Here is a 20158-nt window from a genome sequence, read left to right as displayed (position 1 = left end):
CGGGGTGCTGCCGGTGAAGACTATGACGTGTAAGGAAGCCGGGAATCGAATTCCTGGCCCACCCAGGTGTCCCGAATCCAGCCGTGAGCCGGATCATCGCTGATGCGCCACGAGCGGTCGGGATCCGGCCCGGCCATGACATTGAGGTAGTAGAGGTCGTAGCCAGGCGCTGCGACGCAGGGGCCGTGCCAGCCGAAGGGCACGAGGGCGACGTCGCCGGTGTGCACCTCAGCCATGATGTCGATGTCTCCGGCCTCGGAGGAGTACGTGCGCATGAGGCCGAACGGGTCCGCCGTGTCCGGCGCGGTCTGGCCGCGGGTGACGTTGCTCTCGAAGTAGTAGATCTCCTCAAGCTTCGACTCAACACCGGGCGTAAATTCGTCGTGCTTGTGCGGCGGGTAACTCGACCAGTTCTCGGCCGGGGTGATCACCTCACACACGATCAACCGGTCAGCTGCGAGGCTGGCCGGAGTGCCGAAGTTGTGCACCTGCCGGCTGGAGCGACCCGCTCCGCGCAACTCGATCGGGACATCCGCTTTGGGAATATAGGCCACGGGAAGCGCCTGATCGGTCGGCGCTTCGGCGACCGCCACCCGGCCGGCGCCGTCGATCGACAGCGCGGTACCGGTGGGCAGGTAGAGCGTGTCGGTGGGTCCGTGAAAAACGGATGCGCGCCCCGCGAGCGCCTGCACGCGCGCCTCGGTCTCCCCCGGGAGCGTGTAACGCACCGTGAACGCCCCGGCCAGGGGAACCACGATGCGTTCGATCGCTTCCGCTGCGAGCGACACGGAGTCCCCATCGCCCAGGGCGGCGACGCGGATTCCGGTGTAACGCCATCCGCTGATGGTCTGGTCGACGACGGTTTCCCAGCCGTCACGCTCAAGCGTGCCGCGGGCATAAAACCAGTCAGCGGTTGACGTTGTCATGATCAGGCGTTCTGCGGGAAGCCGAGGTTGATGCCGCCGTGGCTCGGGTCGAGCCAGCGGCTGGTGATGGCCTTGCCGCGGGTGAAGAAGTGCACCCCTTCGACTCCGTGCGCTTTGGTGTCACCGAACAGCGAGTTCTTCCAGCCGCCGAAGGAGAAGTACGACACGGGCACCGGAATCGGAACGTTGATGCCGATCATTCCCACCTCGATCTCATTCTGAAAACGTCGGGCCGCGCCGCCGTCATTGGTGAAGATGGCGGTCCCGTTGCCGAAGACGCCGGAATTGATCAGGTCGACTCCCGCTTCGTAGCTCGCCACCCGTACAACCGACAGTACCGGTCCGAAGATCTCCTCGGTGTATGCCTTCGAGGTCACCGGCAGGGCGTCGATGAGGGTGGGTCCGAGCCAGAATCCGTTCGGGTCGCCGTCGACCTCGACACCGCGACCGTCGACGACGATGGAAGCTCCGTCTTGTGCGGCGATCTCGATGTAGCTCGCAACCTTGTCGCGGTGCACCTCGGTGACCAGCGGGCCCATGTCGCAGGACCGACGGCCGTCGCCCACAGTGAGGGTGTTCATGCGGGTGACGATCTTCTCGATCAGCACGTCTGCGACGGGTTCGACCGCGACGATGACGCTGATGGCCATGCAGCGCTCGCCCGCGCTTCCGAAGCCGGCGTTGATGGCGGAGTCGGCGACGAGGTCGAGGTCGGCGTCGGGCAGCACGAGCATGTGGTTCTTGGCTCCGCCGAGGGCCTGAATGCGCTTGCCGTGGCGGGTCCCGGTCTCGTAGACGTACTGGGCGATCGGGGTTGATCCCACGAAGGAGATGGCTTTCACATCGGGGTGCTCGAGCAGACCATCGACGGATTCCTTGTCGCCCTGCAGTACCGTGAACACGCCGTCGGGGAGGCCGGCTTCCTGGAGCAGCCTGGCCATCCAGAGCGCAGCACTCGGGTCTTTCTCGCTGGGCTTCAGGATGACGGTGTTGCCGGCCGCGAGGGCGAGCGGGAAGAACCACATCGGAACCATGGCCGGAAAGTTGAACGGGCTGATCACGGCGACGACCCCGAGGGCCTGGCGGGTGGAGTACACGTCGACGCCGGTAGAGACGTTTTCGGAGTAGTCACCCTTGAGCAGGTGTGGGATGCCGCAGGCGAATTCCACGACTTCCTGGCCGCGGGAGATCTCACCAAGAGCGTCGGAGAGCACCTTGCCGTGCTCGCTTGTGATGATCTCGGCCATTTCCCCCTTGCGGGCGTTCAGCAGTTCGCGAAAACTGAACAGGATCTGTTGGCGCTTGGCGATTGACAGGTCGCGCCAGGCGGGGAAGGCGGCCTTGGCGCTCGCAATGGCGGCAGCGATCTCGCCCTGGTCGGCGAGCGACACGTTTTTGCTGACCGTGCCGAGTGCGGGGTCGTAGACCGGCGCGGTGCGACCGGAGTTTCCCGCCTGTTCCTTTCCGTCGATCCAGTGCGCGACGAGGGTTGATTCAGTTACTGATGCGGGCATAGTGGTCTTCTTTCTGAGCAGAGTGGATGAGAGTTTCAGGCGCCGTGCACGAGTGCGGCGGCCCGGTCGATGGCCGCCTCAACATTGCCGTCGCTCGGGTAGAGCAGGCTGCGCCCCACAACGAGCCCGCGCACTCCGGGCAGTTCGAGGGCGTTGCCCCAGGATTCAAACGTTTTGGTTTGATCGCCGACCGGGTCACCGCCGAGGAGGAGGGTGGGCAGGGTGGTGGCGGCCATAACGCGCTCCATGTCGGCTACGACCGGCAGTTTCAGCCAGGAGTAGGCGCTGGAGTTACCGAGGCCTTCGGCGATGGCAATCGACAGGATCACGGCATCCGTGCTCAGATCATTCTTGACCCGCCCGTCGGCCCAGATACTCATGAACGGTTCCAGCATGATCGGGAGTCCGGCCGCAGCGGCCTCGCTCACGGCCAGCGCGGTCGCCTCGAGGGTGGCTAGCGATCCAGCATCTTCGAGGTTGATCCGCAAGAGGTTTTTAGCGAAGTCCAGTCGGTCACGTTTGATCCGGTCGACGTCGAAGGCCGTGTAGCGATCGTCCATCTCAAACGAGGATCCCCACAGTCCGCCGCGGTTCATGGACCCGACCACGATTTTATCGTCGAGCAGTCCGAGCAGCGCCAGGTCGTCGATGATGTCGGGGGTACCCAGGACGCCGTCCACGCCCGGGCGGGTGAGCGCGGTCGCGAGGCCTTCGAGCAGGTCATAGCGGTTGGCCATGGCGGTGGCGTCGTTGCGAACACCGAGTGCCCCGCGGGCGCGGTGGTCGGCCGCGACGATGAAGAGTCGGCCGTCACCGCGGATCAGCTCTCGGCGGGTGCGTCCGGCAAGTATTTCACCGATGCGTTCCGGGTGGGTCGCGCGGGCATCACGCAGCGCATCGAAGTCAAGCCTGGTCATGCGCTTATTCCGGTCAGAATGTGCTCGACCTCGCTGGTGGTGGGCATCGCCGTCGAGCATTCGCGCCGGCTGGCCACAAGGGCGCCGGCCACGTTCGCAAACTGCAGGATGCGACGCAGCGGCCAATCCTGCAATAATCCGTAGCAGAGGGCACCGCCGAAGCTGTCACCGGCGCCGAGCCCGTTCACGACGTCGACGAAGTATGGGGGCACCTCGACGGTTTCGGTACGGGTCTTCGCCAGCACGCCCTTCGGACCCTGCTTGACGATGGCCAGTTCGATGCCTCGTTCCAGCAGGGCGTCGGCGGCTCGTGATGGTTCGGTCTCGCCGACGGCGATGTCGCATTCCTCTCTGTTGCCGACGGCAACCGTGACCTGGCCAAGGGCGAGTGCCACCTGGGCACTCGCCTCCTCGGGCGACACCCAAAACATGGGGCGGTAGTCGAGGTCGAGAATGGTCAACGGACGGCGACCGCGTGCTTGCCAGGCCGCGAAGTGGGCGGATCTGCTGGGCTCTTCACTCAGTCCGGTCACGGTCGCCCAGTAGATGCGGGCGTTCGCGATGGCGGTCAGGTCGAGCTCGTCGGCATGGATGACCAGGTCGGGCGCTTTGGGCGCTCGATAGAAGTACAGGGGAAAGTCGTCGGGCGGAAAGATCTCGCAGAACACGACGGGGGTGTTGAGGTTGGCAACCCCTGAGACGAATTCGTCGCTGACGCCCAAGCGCACGAGCTCCTGATGCACGTAGTTGCCGAAGGGGTCGTTGCCGGTGCGGGTGATGACCGCCGAGTTCAATCCGTGGCGTGCGGCGGCGACGGCAACGTTGGTCGCGCTGCCACCGAGATACTTACCGAACGTTGACACGTCTTCGAGGCCGACACCATCCTGCAACGGATAAATATCAACGCCGACGCGGCCTATGGTCAGCACATCGTGGGGGGTTCGCGGTGAAGTCGTCATACGTCGATGTACAACTTTCTGTACTAGGAGTGGTCGGCTTGTCGCCGTTCCTCCACAGTAGCGCCCTTTGCGCTTAATGTCATGACATATTGACAATAAGTTTTTGAGTCAATCCGCGCAGGTCATCACCTCTCCTGGCTTCCTGCTGTGCCAGGGAATTTGACCACATTGACATGCCCATCGCGCCGCGCCTAGCCTGCAAATGGCTGTCCACCCCCGTTGTGGTAAGGCCATCATTCAATTGCGCCATTGCGCGTAAACACTCGACTCAAAGAAGAGAGATCCACCGTGACGGCTACCGCCCCAGAAATTCGCACCGAGAAGGGGCTGGCGCGTGTTGCCCAGTCTCTCGCCGGCTGGACGGAGAAGTGGTTTCCGGACGCCTACATCTTCGCACTGGTTGGCGTTCTCCTCGTGGCCCTCGCCGCCCTCGCCAACGGTTCGAGCCCCCAAACGATCGTGGATGCCTTCGGCAATGGCTTTTGGGATTTGACGGCGTTCACCCTGCAAATGGCGATGGTCGTCCTGACCGGATACGTCGTGGCCACCTCACGCCCTGTCGCTCGGCTGATCGACACGCTCGCGGCGGTACCCCAGTCTGCTGCAACGGCGGTGAGCTTTGTGGCGTTCCTGTCCATGTCCGTCTCCTTTGTCAATTGGGGCCTGAGCCTGGTCTTCGGCGGCCTGTTGGCACGAGCCATCGCCCGCCGAATCGATCTGCGTGTGGACTACCGGGCGCTCGGCGCCGCGGCGTTCATGGGACTCGGAGCAGTGTGGGCGCTGGGCATGTCGTCATCCGCTGCACAGTTGCAGGCAACAGCAACATCCCTGCCGCCGGCGCTCCTGCAGGTCACCGGTGTTCTCGACTTCGGCACGACGATTTTCACATGGCAGTCGCTCACCATGTGCGCAATAATCATTGCCCTGACAGTCTTGATCGCACACTATTCGGCCCCGCGCGGCGATGCCATCCGAACCGCCCAGGATCTTGGCGTTGACCTCAACGACGAGCCGGAGCCGGCGGCAGCGCGCACACGTCCCGGCGAATGGCTCGAGTACAGCCGCATCCTGCCTATCGTGGCCGCGCTGATGACCCTGGGCTGGCTGATTTCCCAGTTTCTGACGAGTCCGATCCTGTCCGTGGTCAGCAGCCTGAACGGCTACCTCCTCGTTTTCCTGATGCTTGGACTGCTTCTCCACGGGACCCCGCGCAAGTTTCTGCAAGCCGTGTCCAAGGCTGTACCAGCCACGGCGGGCATCTTGGTGCAGTTCCCGCTCTATGCTGCGATGGCTGCCATTCTGACCCGAGCGGTCGGCAACGGTGGCATGACCGTCTCTGGGCACCTGGCCGAATTTTTCACCAGTGTGGGCGGTGGCGGCGGCTTCACGGTCATCATTGCCCTCTACACGGTCATCCTTGGCCTTTTCATTCCCTCGGGTGGCGGCAAATGGCTGGTAGAAGCCCCGTACGTGATGCAATCGGCGACAGATGTTCAGATGAATCTGGGCTGGACGGTTCAGGTCTACAACGTGGCCGAGGCGCTTCCAAACCTGATCAACCCGTTTTTCATGCTGCCCCTTCTGGCCGTGCTCGGACTCAAGGCACGCGACCTCGTGGGATTCACGTTCCTGCAGTTCATTTTTCACTTGCCGGTGGTGTTACTCCTGGTCTGGCTGCTTGGTCGAACCTTCGAGTTCGTAGCACCGGTCATTCCCTAGGGCGCCGGCGAGGTGAGCGAGACAAATTCCTGATCGGCTCCTCGTTGCCTGACTGAATTCGGGCACGAAAAATCCCCCGGGACCAAGGGTTCCGGGGGCTTTTGTTGCGGGAGCAGGATTTGAACCTACGACCTCTGGGTTATGAGCCCAGCGAGCTACCGAACTGCTCCACCCCGCGACGCTGACCACTTAGTAACGGTCATTCTTCAAAAAACCCTAGTCAGATCGTAGTCTTTCGACCCAGCTACCTGTGTTGGGGCCTTTAGTTTACCTCACTCTTTGTGATCCCTCGAGCCAGCTCGACCTCGTTGGGGACGCTATCGCGCCGAGTTTTGCCGAGTGATCAGGAATCAGGTTGAGGCACGATCCGACCAATTAGTTCGATTCGCTGCCCCGGCGACAGTCACAGGCCCAAGTGGTCCAACGAAGACTCGATGTCGAGCTGCCAGCGGACAAGGAAAACCCCCGGCGCATCATGGCTCAGGTCCAGAAAGCGACTCGAACAATGGGTCCAGTCCAGGAAATTGGGCGTTCTACAGGACGTGGAACATAGCCTATGTGGAACAGAGCTCGATCTCACCCGAAGGGTGTCGGCCCGCTGTTCACTGGCATAGAGATCGAGTGAGGAGTGCGGTGCAAGATCTGAATGGCTGTATTTCTTTGATTGGCTGACCGGGGGTTGGCTGGCAGAGACGGCCGGTGCTCCTTCTTGATCGTGACTCGTGAATCGCTTAACTCTCGCTTCGGCGGGATGCCTCCCCGGATCTGTCGGTTCAAGGGGATGCCAACGCCGACCCGGTCCACTCTGATGGTTTGATCAGAAGCTTGCCCGCCCGTTGCAACGGTGCGCGTCGCCTCAGCTCGGCTTGATTCGCCCGGGAGGGGCGACGCCTGTGTCGCGCCCACGGCCCCAGTTATCTGGCCGGGTCAGGCGTCCGGGTTCGCGTTGCGCCCGGTATACACGTCGACGACGTCATCGTGCAGGACGAATCGGACGCTCGACCAATCCGGAATGGGGCCACCCGGGCCATTCGAGGGCAACAAGCTTTCGTCGACCGTCACGTCTGCAACAGTGTCCAAGTCAGACACTGTGCAGTTGAAGCCCCACACGCTCGAATTGAACATGACCGCCAGGCACTGCCAGTTGTGAGGCGCGGTCGTGCTCCACACGTCCAGGGGACCGTAGCGGCCGTGCGAGACGAAGACCGGGTCCGGGGTGCCCAAGAATACGAGATCTTCCTCCCCCAAAGCGGGTGGGACGTTGCCGGGGAGGGGTTCATCGAGCGCGACGAGCCGGGCCTCCACTAGCGGTTCGGTCACCGCATTGACGTACATTGCGCCGAAGGCGGTCGCTACCACCCCGGCAGCCGCCGCGAGCGCCCACGGCAGCGCCCGTCTCATTCGCCCAAGAGCACTCACGCTCGGTGCGGGCTCTGCAGGTGTCTGCGCTATCCGCTTTTCCGCCCACCCTCCGGCGTCGGAGGCCGCGGACGCGCCCTGGGCCGTGTCGACGATCGGCGGGTTGACGACCTCGGTCGCGGGTCCGATCGGGGGTGCGGTGCGAGGAACCGCGGATGCGTCGTATTCGCGGATCGCATGTTGGCGCTCCAAGTCCGCGAGCCGGGCCCGCGCGCGCGGATCCGCACCGATGTCGGCGTCGCGGCTGTAGGCCCGCCGACGCAACGCGTCCAGTTCGTCTTCGGCCGGGGACTTGGCTTCCACGAAGTTATTGTGCACCCGTCATCCCGCCAAGGATAGACCTCGCCGCCGGTGCAACGCTCAAACGATAAAACCCCTGCCTGAAATAGATCGGCGAGCGCCTCTATTTCCCAATTCTCCCGACCGGCATCGCTGCGGGCAATTCGATCTCCGAGTAGAAACCCTGTCGCCGCCGACCGAATCAGCTAGAAGCCAGGGTTTTTTCGATCGCTGCCAGAGCGTCCCACCGTGCGGTCCTACTGGCTCAATTCGTCGCAACTTCCCTTAGCACCGCCGAAGGACGGTGGCGAAGTACAGCGCGTTTTCACTGTCTTGTCGGCCCATGACCGTGACCGATTGTTCGGACTCATTAAATTGACGAACTCATTTGTCGTGCGCAACGACAGCGATTTGGTCAAGTGAACGTCGGTTATCCTGCTCGTCGACCACGAAACGGCAAGATACGAGCGACACCGCAAGATGCAGCCTCGCGATGCGAACGGCGGTTTAAGTGTCCTCAACCGTCAGGTTATTCCCGGGCGCACGCTCAATGATCTCCTGCATTGCAAATTTCGTGAAGAGCGATTCGTCCGGCAGACTCGGTTCCCCCGGGTGAGCCCTCACTTTGTTCTCCGTCTCGGCGTCGACGCGACGCCGCGCACCGTGGCGGTGCACATGTGCCACGACGGCTTGCACGAGGTGAGCGAGGCGAATGCCTGATCGGCTTCTCGTTGCCTGACTGAATTCGGGCACGAAAAAGCCCCCGGAACCAAGGGTTCCGGGGGCATTTGTTGCGGGGGCAGGATTTGAACCTACGACCTCTGGGTTATGAGCCCAGCGAGCTACCGAACTGCTCCACCCCGCGCTACAAGTACAAATTTAGCACACCCTGAAAGCACGGCCGACCACTTCGGGTCGGTATCGCAAATCCTCCGAGAGAATTGCGCTCCTTTTGGCATCCAACACCATCAGGCCCAACGACCGCAAGCCCCCACCCAAGACGGGTGAGGGCCTGCAATCGATCGGGCGGTGAGACTATTCGCCGAGCAGGGCGAGCATGCTCGCGATCGTCTCTTCCAGCTTGGCGTCTGCCGTGCCATAGTCGGCGAAGTTACCGGCGGACAATGCGGCTGCCTTCTCAGCGAGCGCGGTCTTGGCCACGGCGAGCAGCGCCTTGAGCTGGGCATCCGTTGCGGCGTCGCCGGTCGAGCCGGTCGGCACCTCCGCGCCACCCGTCGCCGGATCGGTCGGCGCAGCGCCGCCGTTGTTCGTCGTAGCGTCGTCGGGCACGCCGGTATCACCGGCCGTGGCACCCGAATCGCCGCCGAACAACACGTCGAGGGCCCCGTCGAGGGTATCCTCGAATGCGATCTGGTCACCGAAAGCCACGAGCACCTTCTGAAGCAGCGGATAGCTGGTCTCACCAGTGGACTTCACGTAGACCGGCTGCACGTAGAGCAGTCCGCCACCGACCGGCAGGGTCAGCAAGTTGCCGTTGAGCACGGTCGAGGAACCCTGCCGCAGCAGGTTGAGCTCCGTGGAGACGGTCGGGTCGGCGTTGAAGACGTTCTGCACCTGGCCGGGGCCGGGAACGGTTCCGTCCTTCGGCAGGTTGAGCAGTCTCAACTGACCATAACCATCGGCGCGCACCCCGTCTTCCGCTCCAGCGTCGGCATCCACGGCGAGGTAGCCGTAGAGGACGTTACGACTGGATTCACCGGTCGCTTCCGGCTGGAAGGTCGAGTACAGCGAGAACGACGGCTTGTCCGATCCAGGCACCTGCATGGTGAGGTAGTACGGAGGCTGCAGGGTGGGGTTGGTCGGCGGGGAGTCAGGGTCGTTGGGTGAGATCCAGGCGTCGTCCTTGGAGTAGAACGAACCGGGGTCGGTCACGTGGTACTGACCGAGAATGGCGCGCTGCACCTTGAACATGTCGGCCGGGTAGCGCACGTGGCTCATCAGGTCGCCGCTCATGTCGCTCATGGGCTTGAGCGTCGAGGGGAAGATCTTCTGCCAAGTCTGCAGGAGCGGTTCCTTGTCGTCCCAGGCGTAGAGGGTGACCTCGCCGCTGTAGGCATCGACGGTGGCTTTGACCGAGTTGCGCATGTAGTTGATGCTGTCGAGCGCGTAGGGCTGCGGCGGTGTCTGCGTGTCGGCGATGGCCTCACTCAGGCTCACCGGCGTCGAGTACGGGTAGTTCGCCGAGGTCGTGTACCCGTCAATGATCCACACGACCCGATTGTCTACAACGGAGGGGTAGGCATCGGAATCGAGCGTCAGGTATGGCGCCACTTTCTGCACGCGGGTGACCGGGTCACGATCGTAGAGAATCTCCGACTGGTCGTTGACCGAGGAGGCGAGGAAGATCTGCTCGGACTGGAACTTCAGCGCATAGATGAGTTTCTTGAATGCACTGTCGAGTTTGGGTCCGCCGTCGCCGGAGAACGTCGTGTAGGTCTGGCCGGCACCCTCCGCGCCTGACGGATAGTCGAGTTCGATCGGGTTGGCGCCGTCTTCGTCACCGACGATGGAGTATTCCGGCGAGGTCTCGCCGAAGTAGATGCGCGGTTCGAAGTCGCCGAGAGCACCGCTCGTGGGGATGCCCGATTCGAGGAACACCGGCTGGCCGTCGACGGAGCGCTGGTTGCCGTAGGCGGCGACCACTCCGTAGCCGTGGGTGTACACGGTCTTCGAGTTGACCCAGGTGTTACCGGTGTTCAGACCATCGATATTGAGGTCACGTACGGCGACGACGGTGTCCTGGGACACTCCATCGATCATGTACCGGTCGACGTTCAGGTTGTCGGGGAACTGGTAGTACTGACGGAACTGCTCGAGCTGGCGGAACGAGTCGCTGACCAAGGACGGGTCGAGAATACGAATGTTCGCTGTCGTTGCGGCGTCGGCGCGCAGGGCACCCGGCTCGGCGGTGGTCTTCGCGTTGTACGGAATCTCCTCGATGTCGGCCACGTCGTAGGCATCCCGGGTGAGGTCGATATTCCGCTCGATGTAGTCGGCTTCGAGTGCTTTCGCGTTCGGCTCCACCTGGAAGCGCTCGACGACCCACGGGTAGAGCGAACCGAGCAGCAGGCTCGACACGATCAGCAGCGCGGTGCCGATGACCGGCAGGCGCCAGCGGCCGATGATGGCCGTGAGAACAAAGAGCAGGGCGACGACGGCGGCGATGCCGGCAAGAATAGCGCGGCCTGGGATGGTGGCGTTCACGTCGGTGTAGCCGGCGCCGGTGATGAGCGATCCCTGGTTGGTCAGGGTGGAGTACTGGTCGAACCAGATGCTCACGGCCTGCAGCAGCAGGTACAGGGCCGCGGTGACGGCGATTTGCACGCGGGCAGCCTTGGAGATGAGCACCTCACGGCCGGACACCCGGATGGAACCGTAAAGGTAGCTGGTCGCAACCGCGACGAGCGCTGCGATGAGTACGACAGCGGATGCGAAGGCGAGCACGGCCTGGTAAAACGGCAGGTCCATCAGGTAGAAGGAGATGTCGAAGTTGAACTGCGGGTCAACGCGTCCGGTCTCGGTGCGGTTGAGCCACATGAGCACGGTCTGCCAACGGGTGGCGGCAGCGACACCGGCGAACAGTCCCAGCAGGGCGGGGATGCCGTACATCGCAAGGCGGCGCAGTGGCTCGATGACCTGCTGGTAGCGATCAAGCTGCGAGTTGAGCTTCGCGTAGACCGGGCGCAGGCGGTAGGCGAGCTGAATACTTACCCAGACCGGCACGGCCATGGCGACGAACCCGATAAGAAAGAGCACGGTACCGGCGATCCACTGGGTGGTCAACACGTTGAGGAACCCGAGTTGGTCGAACCACAGCACATCGGTGTACAGTCCCGCGAAGATAAAAAACAGGATCACCAACCCCGCGATAATCGCTGCGGTGATTGCTAGCGGGGCTCGGCTGCGCCGTGGGGCGTTGTCGGCTGCTGATGAACTCACGTATTGGCCTCTTGCGCTCAGTCATTGGGTACAGGGTGATCACTAACTCTGTGATCAGGGTCGACCTCTATCTTACTTAGGCGCCCCTGAGAGAGTCATCACTGCAAACCTTGCGCCGGCTACCCGGCCGGGCAACTCGGCAGGTCGCTCGTGTCGGCGCCGGTCTTGATGGCGTCGAGGGCGGTGAGGGCCTCATCGAGGGTGGCGACGGAGAACACGGTCAGGCCGTCGGGGATGTTGCCGGTCACCTCGTCGCAGTTCTCAGTGGGAGCCAGAAACCAGCTCGCGCCGTTCTCGAGGGCGCCGTACAGCTTCTGCTGGATGCCGCCGATCGGTCCGACCGCACCGGACTGGTCGATCGTCCCGGTGCCGGCCACATTTTCGCCGCCCTGAAGCTCTCCCGGTGTGAGCTTGTCGATGATGCCGAGCGCGAACATCAGGCCGGCACTCGGACCGCCGACCTTGTCGAGCTGGATCTGCACCTCGATGGGAAAGTCATATGTGACCGACACGTTGACGCCGGCCACGACCGTGCCGTCGTTATCGATCGGGGTGACCTCGACGGTCTGGGCGACGCCGCCGCGCACAATATCGAGGCTCGCCGCCGTCTCGGCGCCGTTGGCCTGCAGTGCTGCACGCAGTTCGGCGACGTTGGCCACCGGCGTACCGTTCACCGCGGAGATCTGGTCCTCGGGCTCTATTGCGCCCTCGGCCGGCGACCCATCTGGCAGGCTGACCACCGAGACCGTCGTGGGATAGTCGTAGCCGAGATGCGTGAGTGCAGCCGCGATGGCATCCTGTTGGGAATTGATCATGTCGGCGCTGCTGCGCGCCTCTCGTTGCTCGGTGCTGACATTCGCGGGGAAGACCTGGTCGATCGGCAGCACGGCCTCGCTCGGGTCCAGCCACGCTCCGGCGACGGCGAGCCAGCTCGGGCGGTTCTCCCGGTTGCCAAGCAGCGACACAGTGAGCAGGTCCAGCGCCCCCCCGGTCGGGTAGACCGTCTCATCGGGGATGGTGATGAGTGCAGTTTCAACGTCGTCGGCGTCGATGGTGGAGCCGAGGGTGTTGTAGACCGGGCCGGGCTTCTCGATGACGTATGGGGCCGGCATGATGCCGAGGATCACGCCGGCGACCAAGGCGATCAGCAGCGCTGTCCAGCCGATCGAGGGGCGACGACGGCGTGCACCGCGGCGTTCCGGTGAGTCATCGGTGAAGAGAGCCACCGTGCTCCTTCCATGTTGGTTTGTGCCGGCTGAGCGGGCCGTGTTCGCGACGGGCGCACAGCAAGCCCTTCAGCCTAGGACGTTTCCCAGTCCAGAGCGGGCTACTCGCACTAGCGTAGGAGCATGCAACTGAGAGGGGCCTGAAGTGGCCGACGACTCCCTACCCCCGAAAGATCAAGACCCGGGCGAGCCCGGCGATAACAACCCCAGTGACGAATTCCGCGACATGCTGCGCGACATCCTGAGCGGCAAGAGCGGCATCGACCCGAGCCAGCTCGCTGGTGCTGCGGGCCTACCCAATGACCCGGCGAGCGTAGCCGCGCTCATGCAACAGCTGCAGAGCGCCCTCAACACGCAGGGCACCGGCGTGGACTGGCAGATTGCACTCACCCAGGGTCAGCAGAGAGCGGCGACCGGCCAGCTCACTGCGACCGATGAGCAGCAGACCCAGCTGCGCCAGGCTTTCAACATTGCAGCCCTCTGGCTCGATGACGTCATCACCGTGGCCGAACTTACCGTTGAACCGCGGCTCATGACGCGCCGCGAGTGGGTCACCGCCACAATGCCGCTCTGGACCCAGCTTGCCGAACCAGTTGCCACGAGCATCTCCGACTCGCTCACCCGCGTCTTCGCTGAGCAGGTTCCCGAAGAGATGCAGGGCATGGTGGCCAACGCAAGCCAGCTCGTGCGCAGCATCGGCGGCACCCTGTTCGCGATGCAGCTCGGCCAGGTCGTCGGCCAGCTCGCCAGCGAGGTCGTCAGCGGCGGCGACGTCGGCATTCCGCTGCTCGGCGAGCAGCAGGCCGCTCTCCTTCCCCAGAACGTCGCCGATTTCGGCGCGGGCCTCGACGTGCCCGCCGACCAGGTGCAGATCTACCTCGCCGTACGCGAGATCGCCCACGCCCGACTGTTCCGGCACGCCCGCTGGTTGCGCCTGCACCTGACCAGTGCGGTCACCGCCTACGCGCGTGGCATCAGCATCGACTCCAGCCGACTTGAAGAACTGGCCGGCAGTTTCGACCCGTCCAACCCGGAAGACCTGCGCCAGGCCATGGTCGACGGTTCGCTCATTCAACAGAAGTCCGAATCCCAGGTCTCGGCCCTGTCCAGGCTGGAAACGATGCTCGCCTTGGTCGAGGGTTGGGTCGACGTGGTCACCGCTCGCGCGACGATCCGACTGCCCAAAGCGGATGCCATCTCCGAGACGGTCAAACGTCGTCGGGCCTCCGGCGGCCCGGCCGAATCCGCTTTCGCGACGCTCGTCGGCCTCGAATTGCGCCCACGGCGTCTGCGCGAGGCCGCCGCAATGTGGCAGGCCGTGACGGATGCCGTGGGTAACGAAGCACGAGACGCGCTCTGGTCGCACCCCGACCTGCTGCCGACATCGGTGGACATCGACGATCCCCAGCGGTTGATTGCCCGGCTGACCAGCGTGGCTCGCGGGGAACCAGAGCTGCTCGACGACGTCGACCAGGCACTCGAAGATCTGCTGCGTGACGACGGAGCCGAACGCCCACACGAGGAGTAAGGCACCTTTCTACCCCGCAACCGGGGTCGCAACGTGCCGCAACCTTTGCTGATCTACCGTCGTTCAACGGACGAAATGTCCCAAACGAAGGAGTTTGGCAATGACAACAACCGAGAGCACTACGAGCGCATCCACCCGGGTGCCGACAACCATGCGCGCGGCCGTCGTGCACGAGTTTGGCCGAGATCTGGCCATTGATGAGGTTGCCGTGCCAACGCCGGGACCCGGCCAGGCGTTGGTGAAACTGATCAGCAGCGGCGTATGCCACACCGACCTGCACGCCTCCCTGGGTGACTGGCCGGTCAAGCCGAGTCCGCCGTTCATTCCCGGCCACGAGGGCGTCGGCGAGATCGTCGCCCTCGGTGCGGGCGTCGACGACCTCTCCATCGGCGATCTGGTCGGCAACGCCTGGCTCTGGAGCGCCTGCGGCAGTTGCCAGTACTGCCGCACCGGCTGGGAGACCCTGTGCGAAGCGCAGCAGAACGGCGGTTACAGCGTCGACGGTTCGTTCGGGCAGTACATGCTCGTCGACGCCCGCTTCGCCGTGCGCATTCCACACGGCGCCGACCCAATCGAGATCGCCCCGGTGCTATGCGCCGGCGTCACCGTGTACAAGGGCCTCAAGATGACCGAGGCGCGCCCCGGACAGTGGGTCGTCATCTCCGGCATTGGCGGCCTCGGTCATATCGCCGTGCAGTATGCCAAGGCGATGGGGCTGCGCGTTGCGGCCGTCGACATCGCCGACGACAAACTCGCCCTCGCTCGCAAGCATGGCGCTGAGCTTGTCGTCAACGCCCGCGACGAAGACCCTGTCGCCGCCATTCAGAAAGCCACGGGCGGTGCGCACGGCGTGCTCGTGACCGCGGTACACCCGGCAGCCTTCGGTCAGGCCATCGGTATGACCCGCCGCGGCGGGACCATCGTCTTCAACGGGCTGCCGCCGGGAGACTTTCCCGCGCCGATCTTCGATATCGTACTCAAAGGCCTCACCATTCGCGGCTCCATCGTGGGAACCCGCCAGGACATGGAAGAAGCCCTGCAGTTCTACGCTCGCGGCCAGATCCACCCCACGGTCTCCGAACGCCGCATCGACGAGGTCAACGAGATACTCGACGAGATGAAGCACGGCAAGATCGACGGTCGCGTGGTCATCCGCTACTAGCGGTCACTCGACCAGGTGCGGGTCGCGTGAACGCCGAATCCTACTACTCGGTGTGAGCGCGCCCGCACCCTCTTATTTCGCACAAACTGGCCTGTGGAAAACCGACTGCGCTCGCGACGGATGCGTCATCATGTCGGCATGGCCCTTCGACTGAATCCTCGATACCCGCTGGTGTGGCGAACCCCGAATTCCGTACAGCTTGGCATCGACCAGGCCATCGTGACCATCGGCGGGTTGACGGTCGCCCACGAGGCCGTGCTGTCAGCCCTCGCGGTGGGGGTTCATCGATCGGGCGCGATGCTGCTGGGAACGCTCGCCGGGGCATCCGCTGCCGAAGTGACGCACCTGCTCGATTTGCTCGAACCGGCGCTGCTGTACGTTGCCGACGATGCGGAGCCACCGGTCACCCCATTGCCTCGCACGGTACTCGTGGACGGCGTCGGACCGACGGCACTTCGGGTGCGCACCCTGCTCGCCAACCTCGGCATCGGGGAGCCGCCACCGAAGCAGGAACCTGAGCTCGCCGTGCTGATCGGCCAGTACGTCTTCTCCCCTGAACGTCACGGGCACTGGCTGCGCCGAGACATTCCGCACCTTCCGGTGATCTTCAGCGACAGCGCCGTGCGGGTGGGGCCGCTTGTCGAACCGGGCCTCGGCCCCTGCCTGACCTGTCTTGAACTCGCCCACGTCGATGACGATCCGGCCTGGCCGGCCATGGCCTGCCAGCTGGCGTCGCGGCAGGCCCCGAGTGAAACCGCCCGGCTGAGCTTTGAGGTTGCCGTCCGGGTCGCCGGGCTCGTGCAGGATCGCCTGGAGACCGGCAGGTCCGCGGTGTTCGCTCGGTCGCTGCGCCTGGACGCCGTGACTGGCGCGGTTACGCGATCCGCGCACCGGCTGCACGAGCGGTGCGGCTGCCAAGCTCTTGCAGAAACCGCGACCGTTCCCGGGCTCCGCGAGCCTGCATACCCGACGACGACCAGCTCAGCGCGAGTCGTTTTCGGGCCCGGGTGATGCCGACGTAGAGCAGCCTGCGTTCCTCGTCGATCTGCTCGAAGGTGCTCGCGTAACTGATCGGCACCAGGCCCTCGCTCAGGCCAACCACGAACACGACGTCCCATTCGAGGCCCTTGGCCGAGTGCATGGTAGCAAGCGTCACCGCCGACACCGTGGGTTCGTGCTGACCGGCCTGGCGTTCCATCAGTTCGTCAGTGAACTGCCGAAAAGTCGTGCCAGGAGCCGCCTGGTCGACCAGGCCCATCAGGGCGTTGAGCGATTCCCATCTCGCCTGCACCGCGCCGCGCGTCTCCGGCGCGGTCTGGCTCCAGCCGAGGGAACGCAGCACGTCGCTGACCGATTTGAACAGCGGTTCCCCGATGATTGAAACGGATGCCGCGCGCAGGCTCATCACCGCCTGCTTCACCTCGGGCAGGTCGAAGAACCGTCTGGCCCCCCGAATCTGGTAGCTCACCCCCACCTCCGTCAAGGCTGTTTCCAGCAGCGCCGCCTGCACGTTGACCCGGAACAGTACGGCCACGTCCTCGGGTTTCGTGCCGGTATCGATGAGCTGCAGAATCTGTTCGGCGACGCCGCGAGCCTCGGCCATATCGGAGGCATAACCGCGCACCGTCGGGTCGGGGCCGGTGTCGGATTGCGCGGCGTGCAGCGTCAGAGCGCCGGAACGACCGCGCATGAGCTGGTTGGCGGTGGCGACGATCGGCGCGGTCGACCGGTAGTTCTGCTCGAGTCGCACGATCGTGGCGTCTTCATACTGCTTGGGAAAGTCGAGCAGGTAGTCGCTGCGGGCGCCGGCGAAGGAATAGATGGTCTGGCTGGCGTCGCCGACGACGCAGAGGTCGCGCCGGTCGCCGAGCCAGAGCGCGAGCAGGTCGTGCTGAAGCGGGGAGACGTCCTGGTATTCGTCGACGACGAAGAAGCGGTACTGCTCGCGCACCTGCAGGGCCACCGATGGTTCGGCTTCGATCATGCCGGCCATCGCGAGCAGTACGTCTTCGAAGTCGATCTGCTTTCGTTCGTCCTTGAGCTTTTCGTAGGTCTGTTGCAGGGCTACGACCTGGTCGACGTCGAGCCGGCCGGGCAGGCTGCGGCGGGAGATGCCGGCCGCGTACTGCTCAATGCTCAGGCCGCTGGTCTTGCGCCATTCCACCTCGGCGGCAAGGTCGCGCAGGGTTGCCGTGTCGATCTTGAGGTGCAGCGCCTCGGCGGCGTGCCCGAGGATGCGGCCCTTGCCGTCGAGGATGCGGGGCGCCTGCCCGCCGACGACGTGCGGCCAGAAGTAGTTCAGCTGCGACAATGCGGCGGCGTGGAAGGTGCGGGCGGCCACTCCCCCGGCACCGAGCTGGCGCAAGCGACCGCGCAGTTCGGCGGCTGAGCGGCTCGTGAAGGTGAGCGCCATGACCCGGTTGGGGGCGTAGGCGCCGGTCAGCACACCGAGCGCGATGCGGTGGGTGATGGCGCGGGTCTTGCCGGTTCCGGCGCCGGCGAGCATGCAGACCGGTCCGATGAGCGCTTCAGCGGCACGGCGTTGCTGCTCGTCGAGGCCGTTCAGCAGCGAGTCGGTCGTGACAGCGACGGGCACCGTCACGGCCGGATCAACTCGGGTGCGGCCGGCAGCGGGGCGCCGAGCCAGCGTTCGATCATGGCGTGCGCGATCGAGGACGGGCCGGGCAGCAGCATCCACTCGCCGGCGTCGTGCAATTCCTGCCGGCTGAACCAGCGCAATGCCAATATCTCTGCGCCGTCGGGCTGGAGATCACGGGCGTGCTGGTCGTCGGCGAGCCGGGCCGTGAAACCACACATGACCGAAGCCGGGAACGGCCACGGCTGCGAGCCGACATAGGCCGGGTCCGTGACCCGGAGACCGGATTCTTCGAACATTTCGCGGATCACGGCCGATTCGAGCGCTTCACCGGGTTCCACGAATCCGGCGAGCAGCGAGTAGCGGTTGTTCTCCCACATGGCGTTCGAGCCGAGCAGGATACGGTCTTCGGCGTCGGTGATGAGCACGATCACGGCGGGATCGGTGCGCGGAAACACCTGGCTGTTGTCGACGGGGCAGCGGCGCACCCAGCCGCCCTCTTCGACCGCGGTGGCGGCACCGCAGCGCGGGCAGTGCGCGTGCGAGGCGTGCCAGTTGAGTACGCCGAGGGCCTCGGTGAACAGGCCCGCGTCCCGGTCGCCGAGCGCGGTCGCGACCGTTCGCAGGCTTACCCAGCGGTCTTCATCAGGTTCGAGACGGGCGGCGGCATCGTCATCGAGCTGCACCGTGACGATGCGGGTGCCGGCCGGTTCTGGCAGGTCGACCGAAAGCGAACGGCCGAGGTAGACGCGCGGGCCGACGTTCTGCACGCTCGTCGGCGGCAGCAGCGCCAGGCGCACCCCGGCGCGGGGATCGTGCGGCGCGAGCAGCATTCTGCCGTGCCAGACGGGCAGTACGCGGGTGGCGGCATCCGCCCAGAGCTGATCGAACAGGCCGGGAACGCTGCGGCTCAGGTGATCACGGTCGACCGCGTGGCGAGACAGCGGCAACCTCGTCGTGAATGTGAACGACATGGTTTATCTCCGAGCTCTGCGAGAACGTGTTGTGGAGGCGTGGCGAATAACCGCCAGACCGGAAGTCGATCTAACCTAGTAGGCATGGCCAGAACTCAACTCACTCTAGCCGCGTTAGCCACCTCCGCTGTTCCGGGGCTCGACGTGGCCTACGCCCGTAAGCACAGTGCCGGCGCGCACGGATTGTTCGACTCGGCGCTCGTCATCGACAAAGCCGGGCGGGCACTGATCATTCGTGTTCCTACGAGCCAGTCGGCCGAGACCGAGCAGTCCGCCGACCTCGTCGCCCTACGCGCGCTCACCATCGGCAATCGCAGCCGGCTGCCGTTCGACGTTCCGGAATATGTCGGCCAGACACCGATTCAGGGCACGCGCGCGGTCGTCTACGAGCTGCTCGCCGGTGACAGCTTCGATGCGGATGCCCTCACCGGGCACGAGGGCGTCGCCGGGTCGATCGGGCGGGCCATCGCCGCGATCCACTCGCTGCCGAATGCCTTCATTGGCACCGCCGGGCTGATTCAGCAGAGCGCCGAACAGTGCCGCAAAGACGTGATCGACCTGATCGACCGTGCCGCCAACACCGGCTATCTGCCGGCCGCGCTGCTGCGGCGTTGGGAGCAGGCGACCGATGACGAGGCCCTCTGGCAGTTCGTACCGGCCGTGGTGCACGGGTCGATGTCGGCCGATTCCATTCTGATCACCGACGACGCCGTGTCGGGGATTCTCGGCTGGTCGGGCCTCGCCGTCGGTGACCCCGCCAGGGACCTGCACTGGCTGCTCGCCGCTCGCGGGGACGCCGCCGAACTAGCCCTCGACTCCTACGCGACCGCCCGCCAGGGCAGCGACACCCACATCACTCAGCGCGCCATGCTCTACGCCGAGCTGGAACTGGCCCGCTGGTTGCTGCACGGTGTCAGCAGCCACGACCAGTCCATCGTCGATGACGCGGTTGCCATGCTCGATGGCCTCGTCGACACTG

The 20158-nt window shown here is 64.6% G+C and carries 12 protein-coding genes, 2 tRNA genes and 1 pseudogene; 4 read left to right on the top strand and 11 right to left on the bottom strand.

What is annotated here, in order from left to right; genetic code table 11:
• Nucleotides 1-20: 20 nt before the first annotated feature.
• The 4 genes from iolB to iolC are packed head-to-tail and all read right to left on the bottom strand — an operon-like array spanning nucleotide 21 to nucleotide 4316.
• Nucleotides 21-926, bottom strand: a complete 906-nt coding sequence (gene iolB / locus E3T47_RS02630) for a 5-deoxy-glucuronate isomerase (protein WP_134554075.1) — start codon at nucleotides 924-926, stop codon at nucleotides 21-23.
• Between the two features lie 2 nt (nucleotides 927-928).
• Complete coding sequence (locus E3T47_RS02625) at nucleotides 929-2440, bottom strand: CoA-acylating methylmalonate-semialdehyde dehydrogenase (RefSeq protein WP_134554074.1); 1512 nt, start codon at nucleotides 2438-2440, stop codon at nucleotides 929-931.
• A 35-nt stretch (nucleotides 2441-2475) separates the two neighbouring features.
• Nucleotides 2476-3357 (bottom strand): Cgl0159 family (beta/alpha)8-fold protein, encoded by an 882-nt coding sequence (locus tag E3T47_RS02620; RefSeq protein WP_134554073.1) that lies wholly within the window; start codon nucleotides 3355-3357, stop codon nucleotides 2476-2478.
• Nucleotides 3354-4316 carry a 5-dehydro-2-deoxygluconokinase gene (gene iolC / locus E3T47_RS02615; protein ID WP_134554072.1) on the bottom strand — a complete coding sequence of 321 codons (963 nt, stop codon included), beginning with the start codon at nucleotides 4314-4316 and terminating at the stop codon, nucleotides 3354-3356. Before iolC ends, E3T47_RS02620 begins: the two co-directional genes overlap by 4 nt.
• A gap of 288 nt (nucleotides 4317-4604) precedes the next feature.
• On the opposite strand from iolC, the gene E3T47_RS02610 reads away from it, so the two are divergent.
• On the top strand, nucleotides 4605-6035 hold the full coding sequence (locus E3T47_RS02610) for a short-chain fatty acid transporter (RefSeq protein ID WP_134554071.1): 1431 nt from the start codon (nucleotides 4605-4607) through the stop codon (nucleotides 6033-6035).
• A 104-nt stretch (nucleotides 6036-6139) separates the two neighbouring features.
• Here E3T47_RS02610 and E3T47_RS02605 read toward each other — a convergent pair.
• The 5 genes from E3T47_RS02605 to E3T47_RS02585 all read right to left on the bottom strand — a co-directional run bounded on the left by E3T47_RS02605 (nucleotide 6140) and on the right by E3T47_RS02585 (nucleotide 12919).
• A tRNA-Met gene (locus tag E3T47_RS02605) sits at nucleotides 6140-6213 on the bottom strand.
• Between the two features lie 749 nt (nucleotides 6214-6962).
• Complete coding sequence (locus E3T47_RS02600) at nucleotides 6963-7757, bottom strand: hypothetical protein (RefSeq protein WP_134554070.1); 795 nt, start codon at nucleotides 7755-7757, stop codon at nucleotides 6963-6965.
• Between the two features lie 767 nt (nucleotides 7758-8524).
• Nucleotides 8525-8598, bottom strand: a tRNA-Met gene (locus tag E3T47_RS02595).
• A gap of 170 nt (nucleotides 8599-8768) precedes the next feature.
• The gene (locus tag E3T47_RS02590; protein WP_174844624.1) at nucleotides 8769-11693 is read right to left on the bottom strand and encodes a UPF0182 family membrane protein; all 2925 of its coding nucleotides are present in this window, start codon (nucleotides 11691-11693) and stop codon (nucleotides 8769-8771) included.
• A 119-nt stretch (nucleotides 11694-11812) separates the two neighbouring features.
• Nucleotides 11813-12919 carry a YlbL family protein gene (locus E3T47_RS02585; RefSeq protein ID WP_134554069.1) on the bottom strand — a complete coding sequence of 369 codons (1107 nt, stop codon included), beginning with the start codon at nucleotides 12917-12919 and terminating at the stop codon, nucleotides 11813-11815.
• A 226-nt stretch (nucleotides 12920-13145) separates the two neighbouring features.
• Between E3T47_RS02585 and E3T47_RS02580 the strand changes: the two genes are divergently transcribed.
• Together E3T47_RS02580 and adhP are read left to right on the top strand one after the other, a co-directional pair.
• Nucleotides 13146-14447: a zinc-dependent metalloprotease gene (locus E3T47_RS02580; RefSeq protein WP_134554261.1), complete on the top strand. Its 1302-nt coding sequence runs from the start codon at nucleotides 13146-13148 to the stop codon at nucleotides 14445-14447.
• Nucleotides 14448-14598: 151 nt separating this feature from the next.
• Nucleotides 14599-15609 (top strand): alcohol dehydrogenase AdhP, encoded by a 1011-nt coding sequence (gene adhP, locus E3T47_RS02575; protein ID WP_134554259.1) that lies wholly within the window; start codon nucleotides 14599-14601, stop codon nucleotides 15607-15609.
• 874 nt (nucleotides 15610-16483) lie between these two features.
• On the opposite strand, the gene E3T47_RS02570 is transcribed toward adhP, so the two are convergent.
• Nucleotides 16484-18211, bottom strand: a complete 1728-nt coding sequence (locus tag E3T47_RS02570) for an ATP-dependent helicase (RefSeq protein ID WP_241981865.1) — start codon at nucleotides 18209-18211, stop codon at nucleotides 16484-16486.
• Nucleotides 18208-19179 (bottom strand): NAD(+) diphosphatase, encoded by a 972-nt coding sequence (gene nudC, locus E3T47_RS02565; RefSeq protein ID WP_134554068.1) that lies wholly within the window; start codon nucleotides 19177-19179, stop codon nucleotides 18208-18210. Before nudC ends, E3T47_RS02570 begins: the two co-directional genes overlap by 4 nt.
• Nucleotides 19180-19263: 84 nt before the next feature.
• Between nudC and E3T47_RS16870 the strand changes: the two are divergent.
• Nucleotides 19264-20001, top strand: a pseudogene (locus tag E3T47_RS16870) (phosphotransferase); the annotation flags it as partial.
• Between the last annotated feature and the right edge of the window lie 157 nt (nucleotides 20002-20158).

The organism is Cryobacterium ruanii (assembly GCF_004404055.1).
In the GTDB taxonomy this organism is placed as follows: Bacteria; Actinomycetota; Actinomycetes; order Actinomycetales; family Microbacteriaceae; genus Cryobacterium; species Cryobacterium ruanii.
This window is presented reverse-complemented; position numbering and strand designations above follow the sequence as displayed.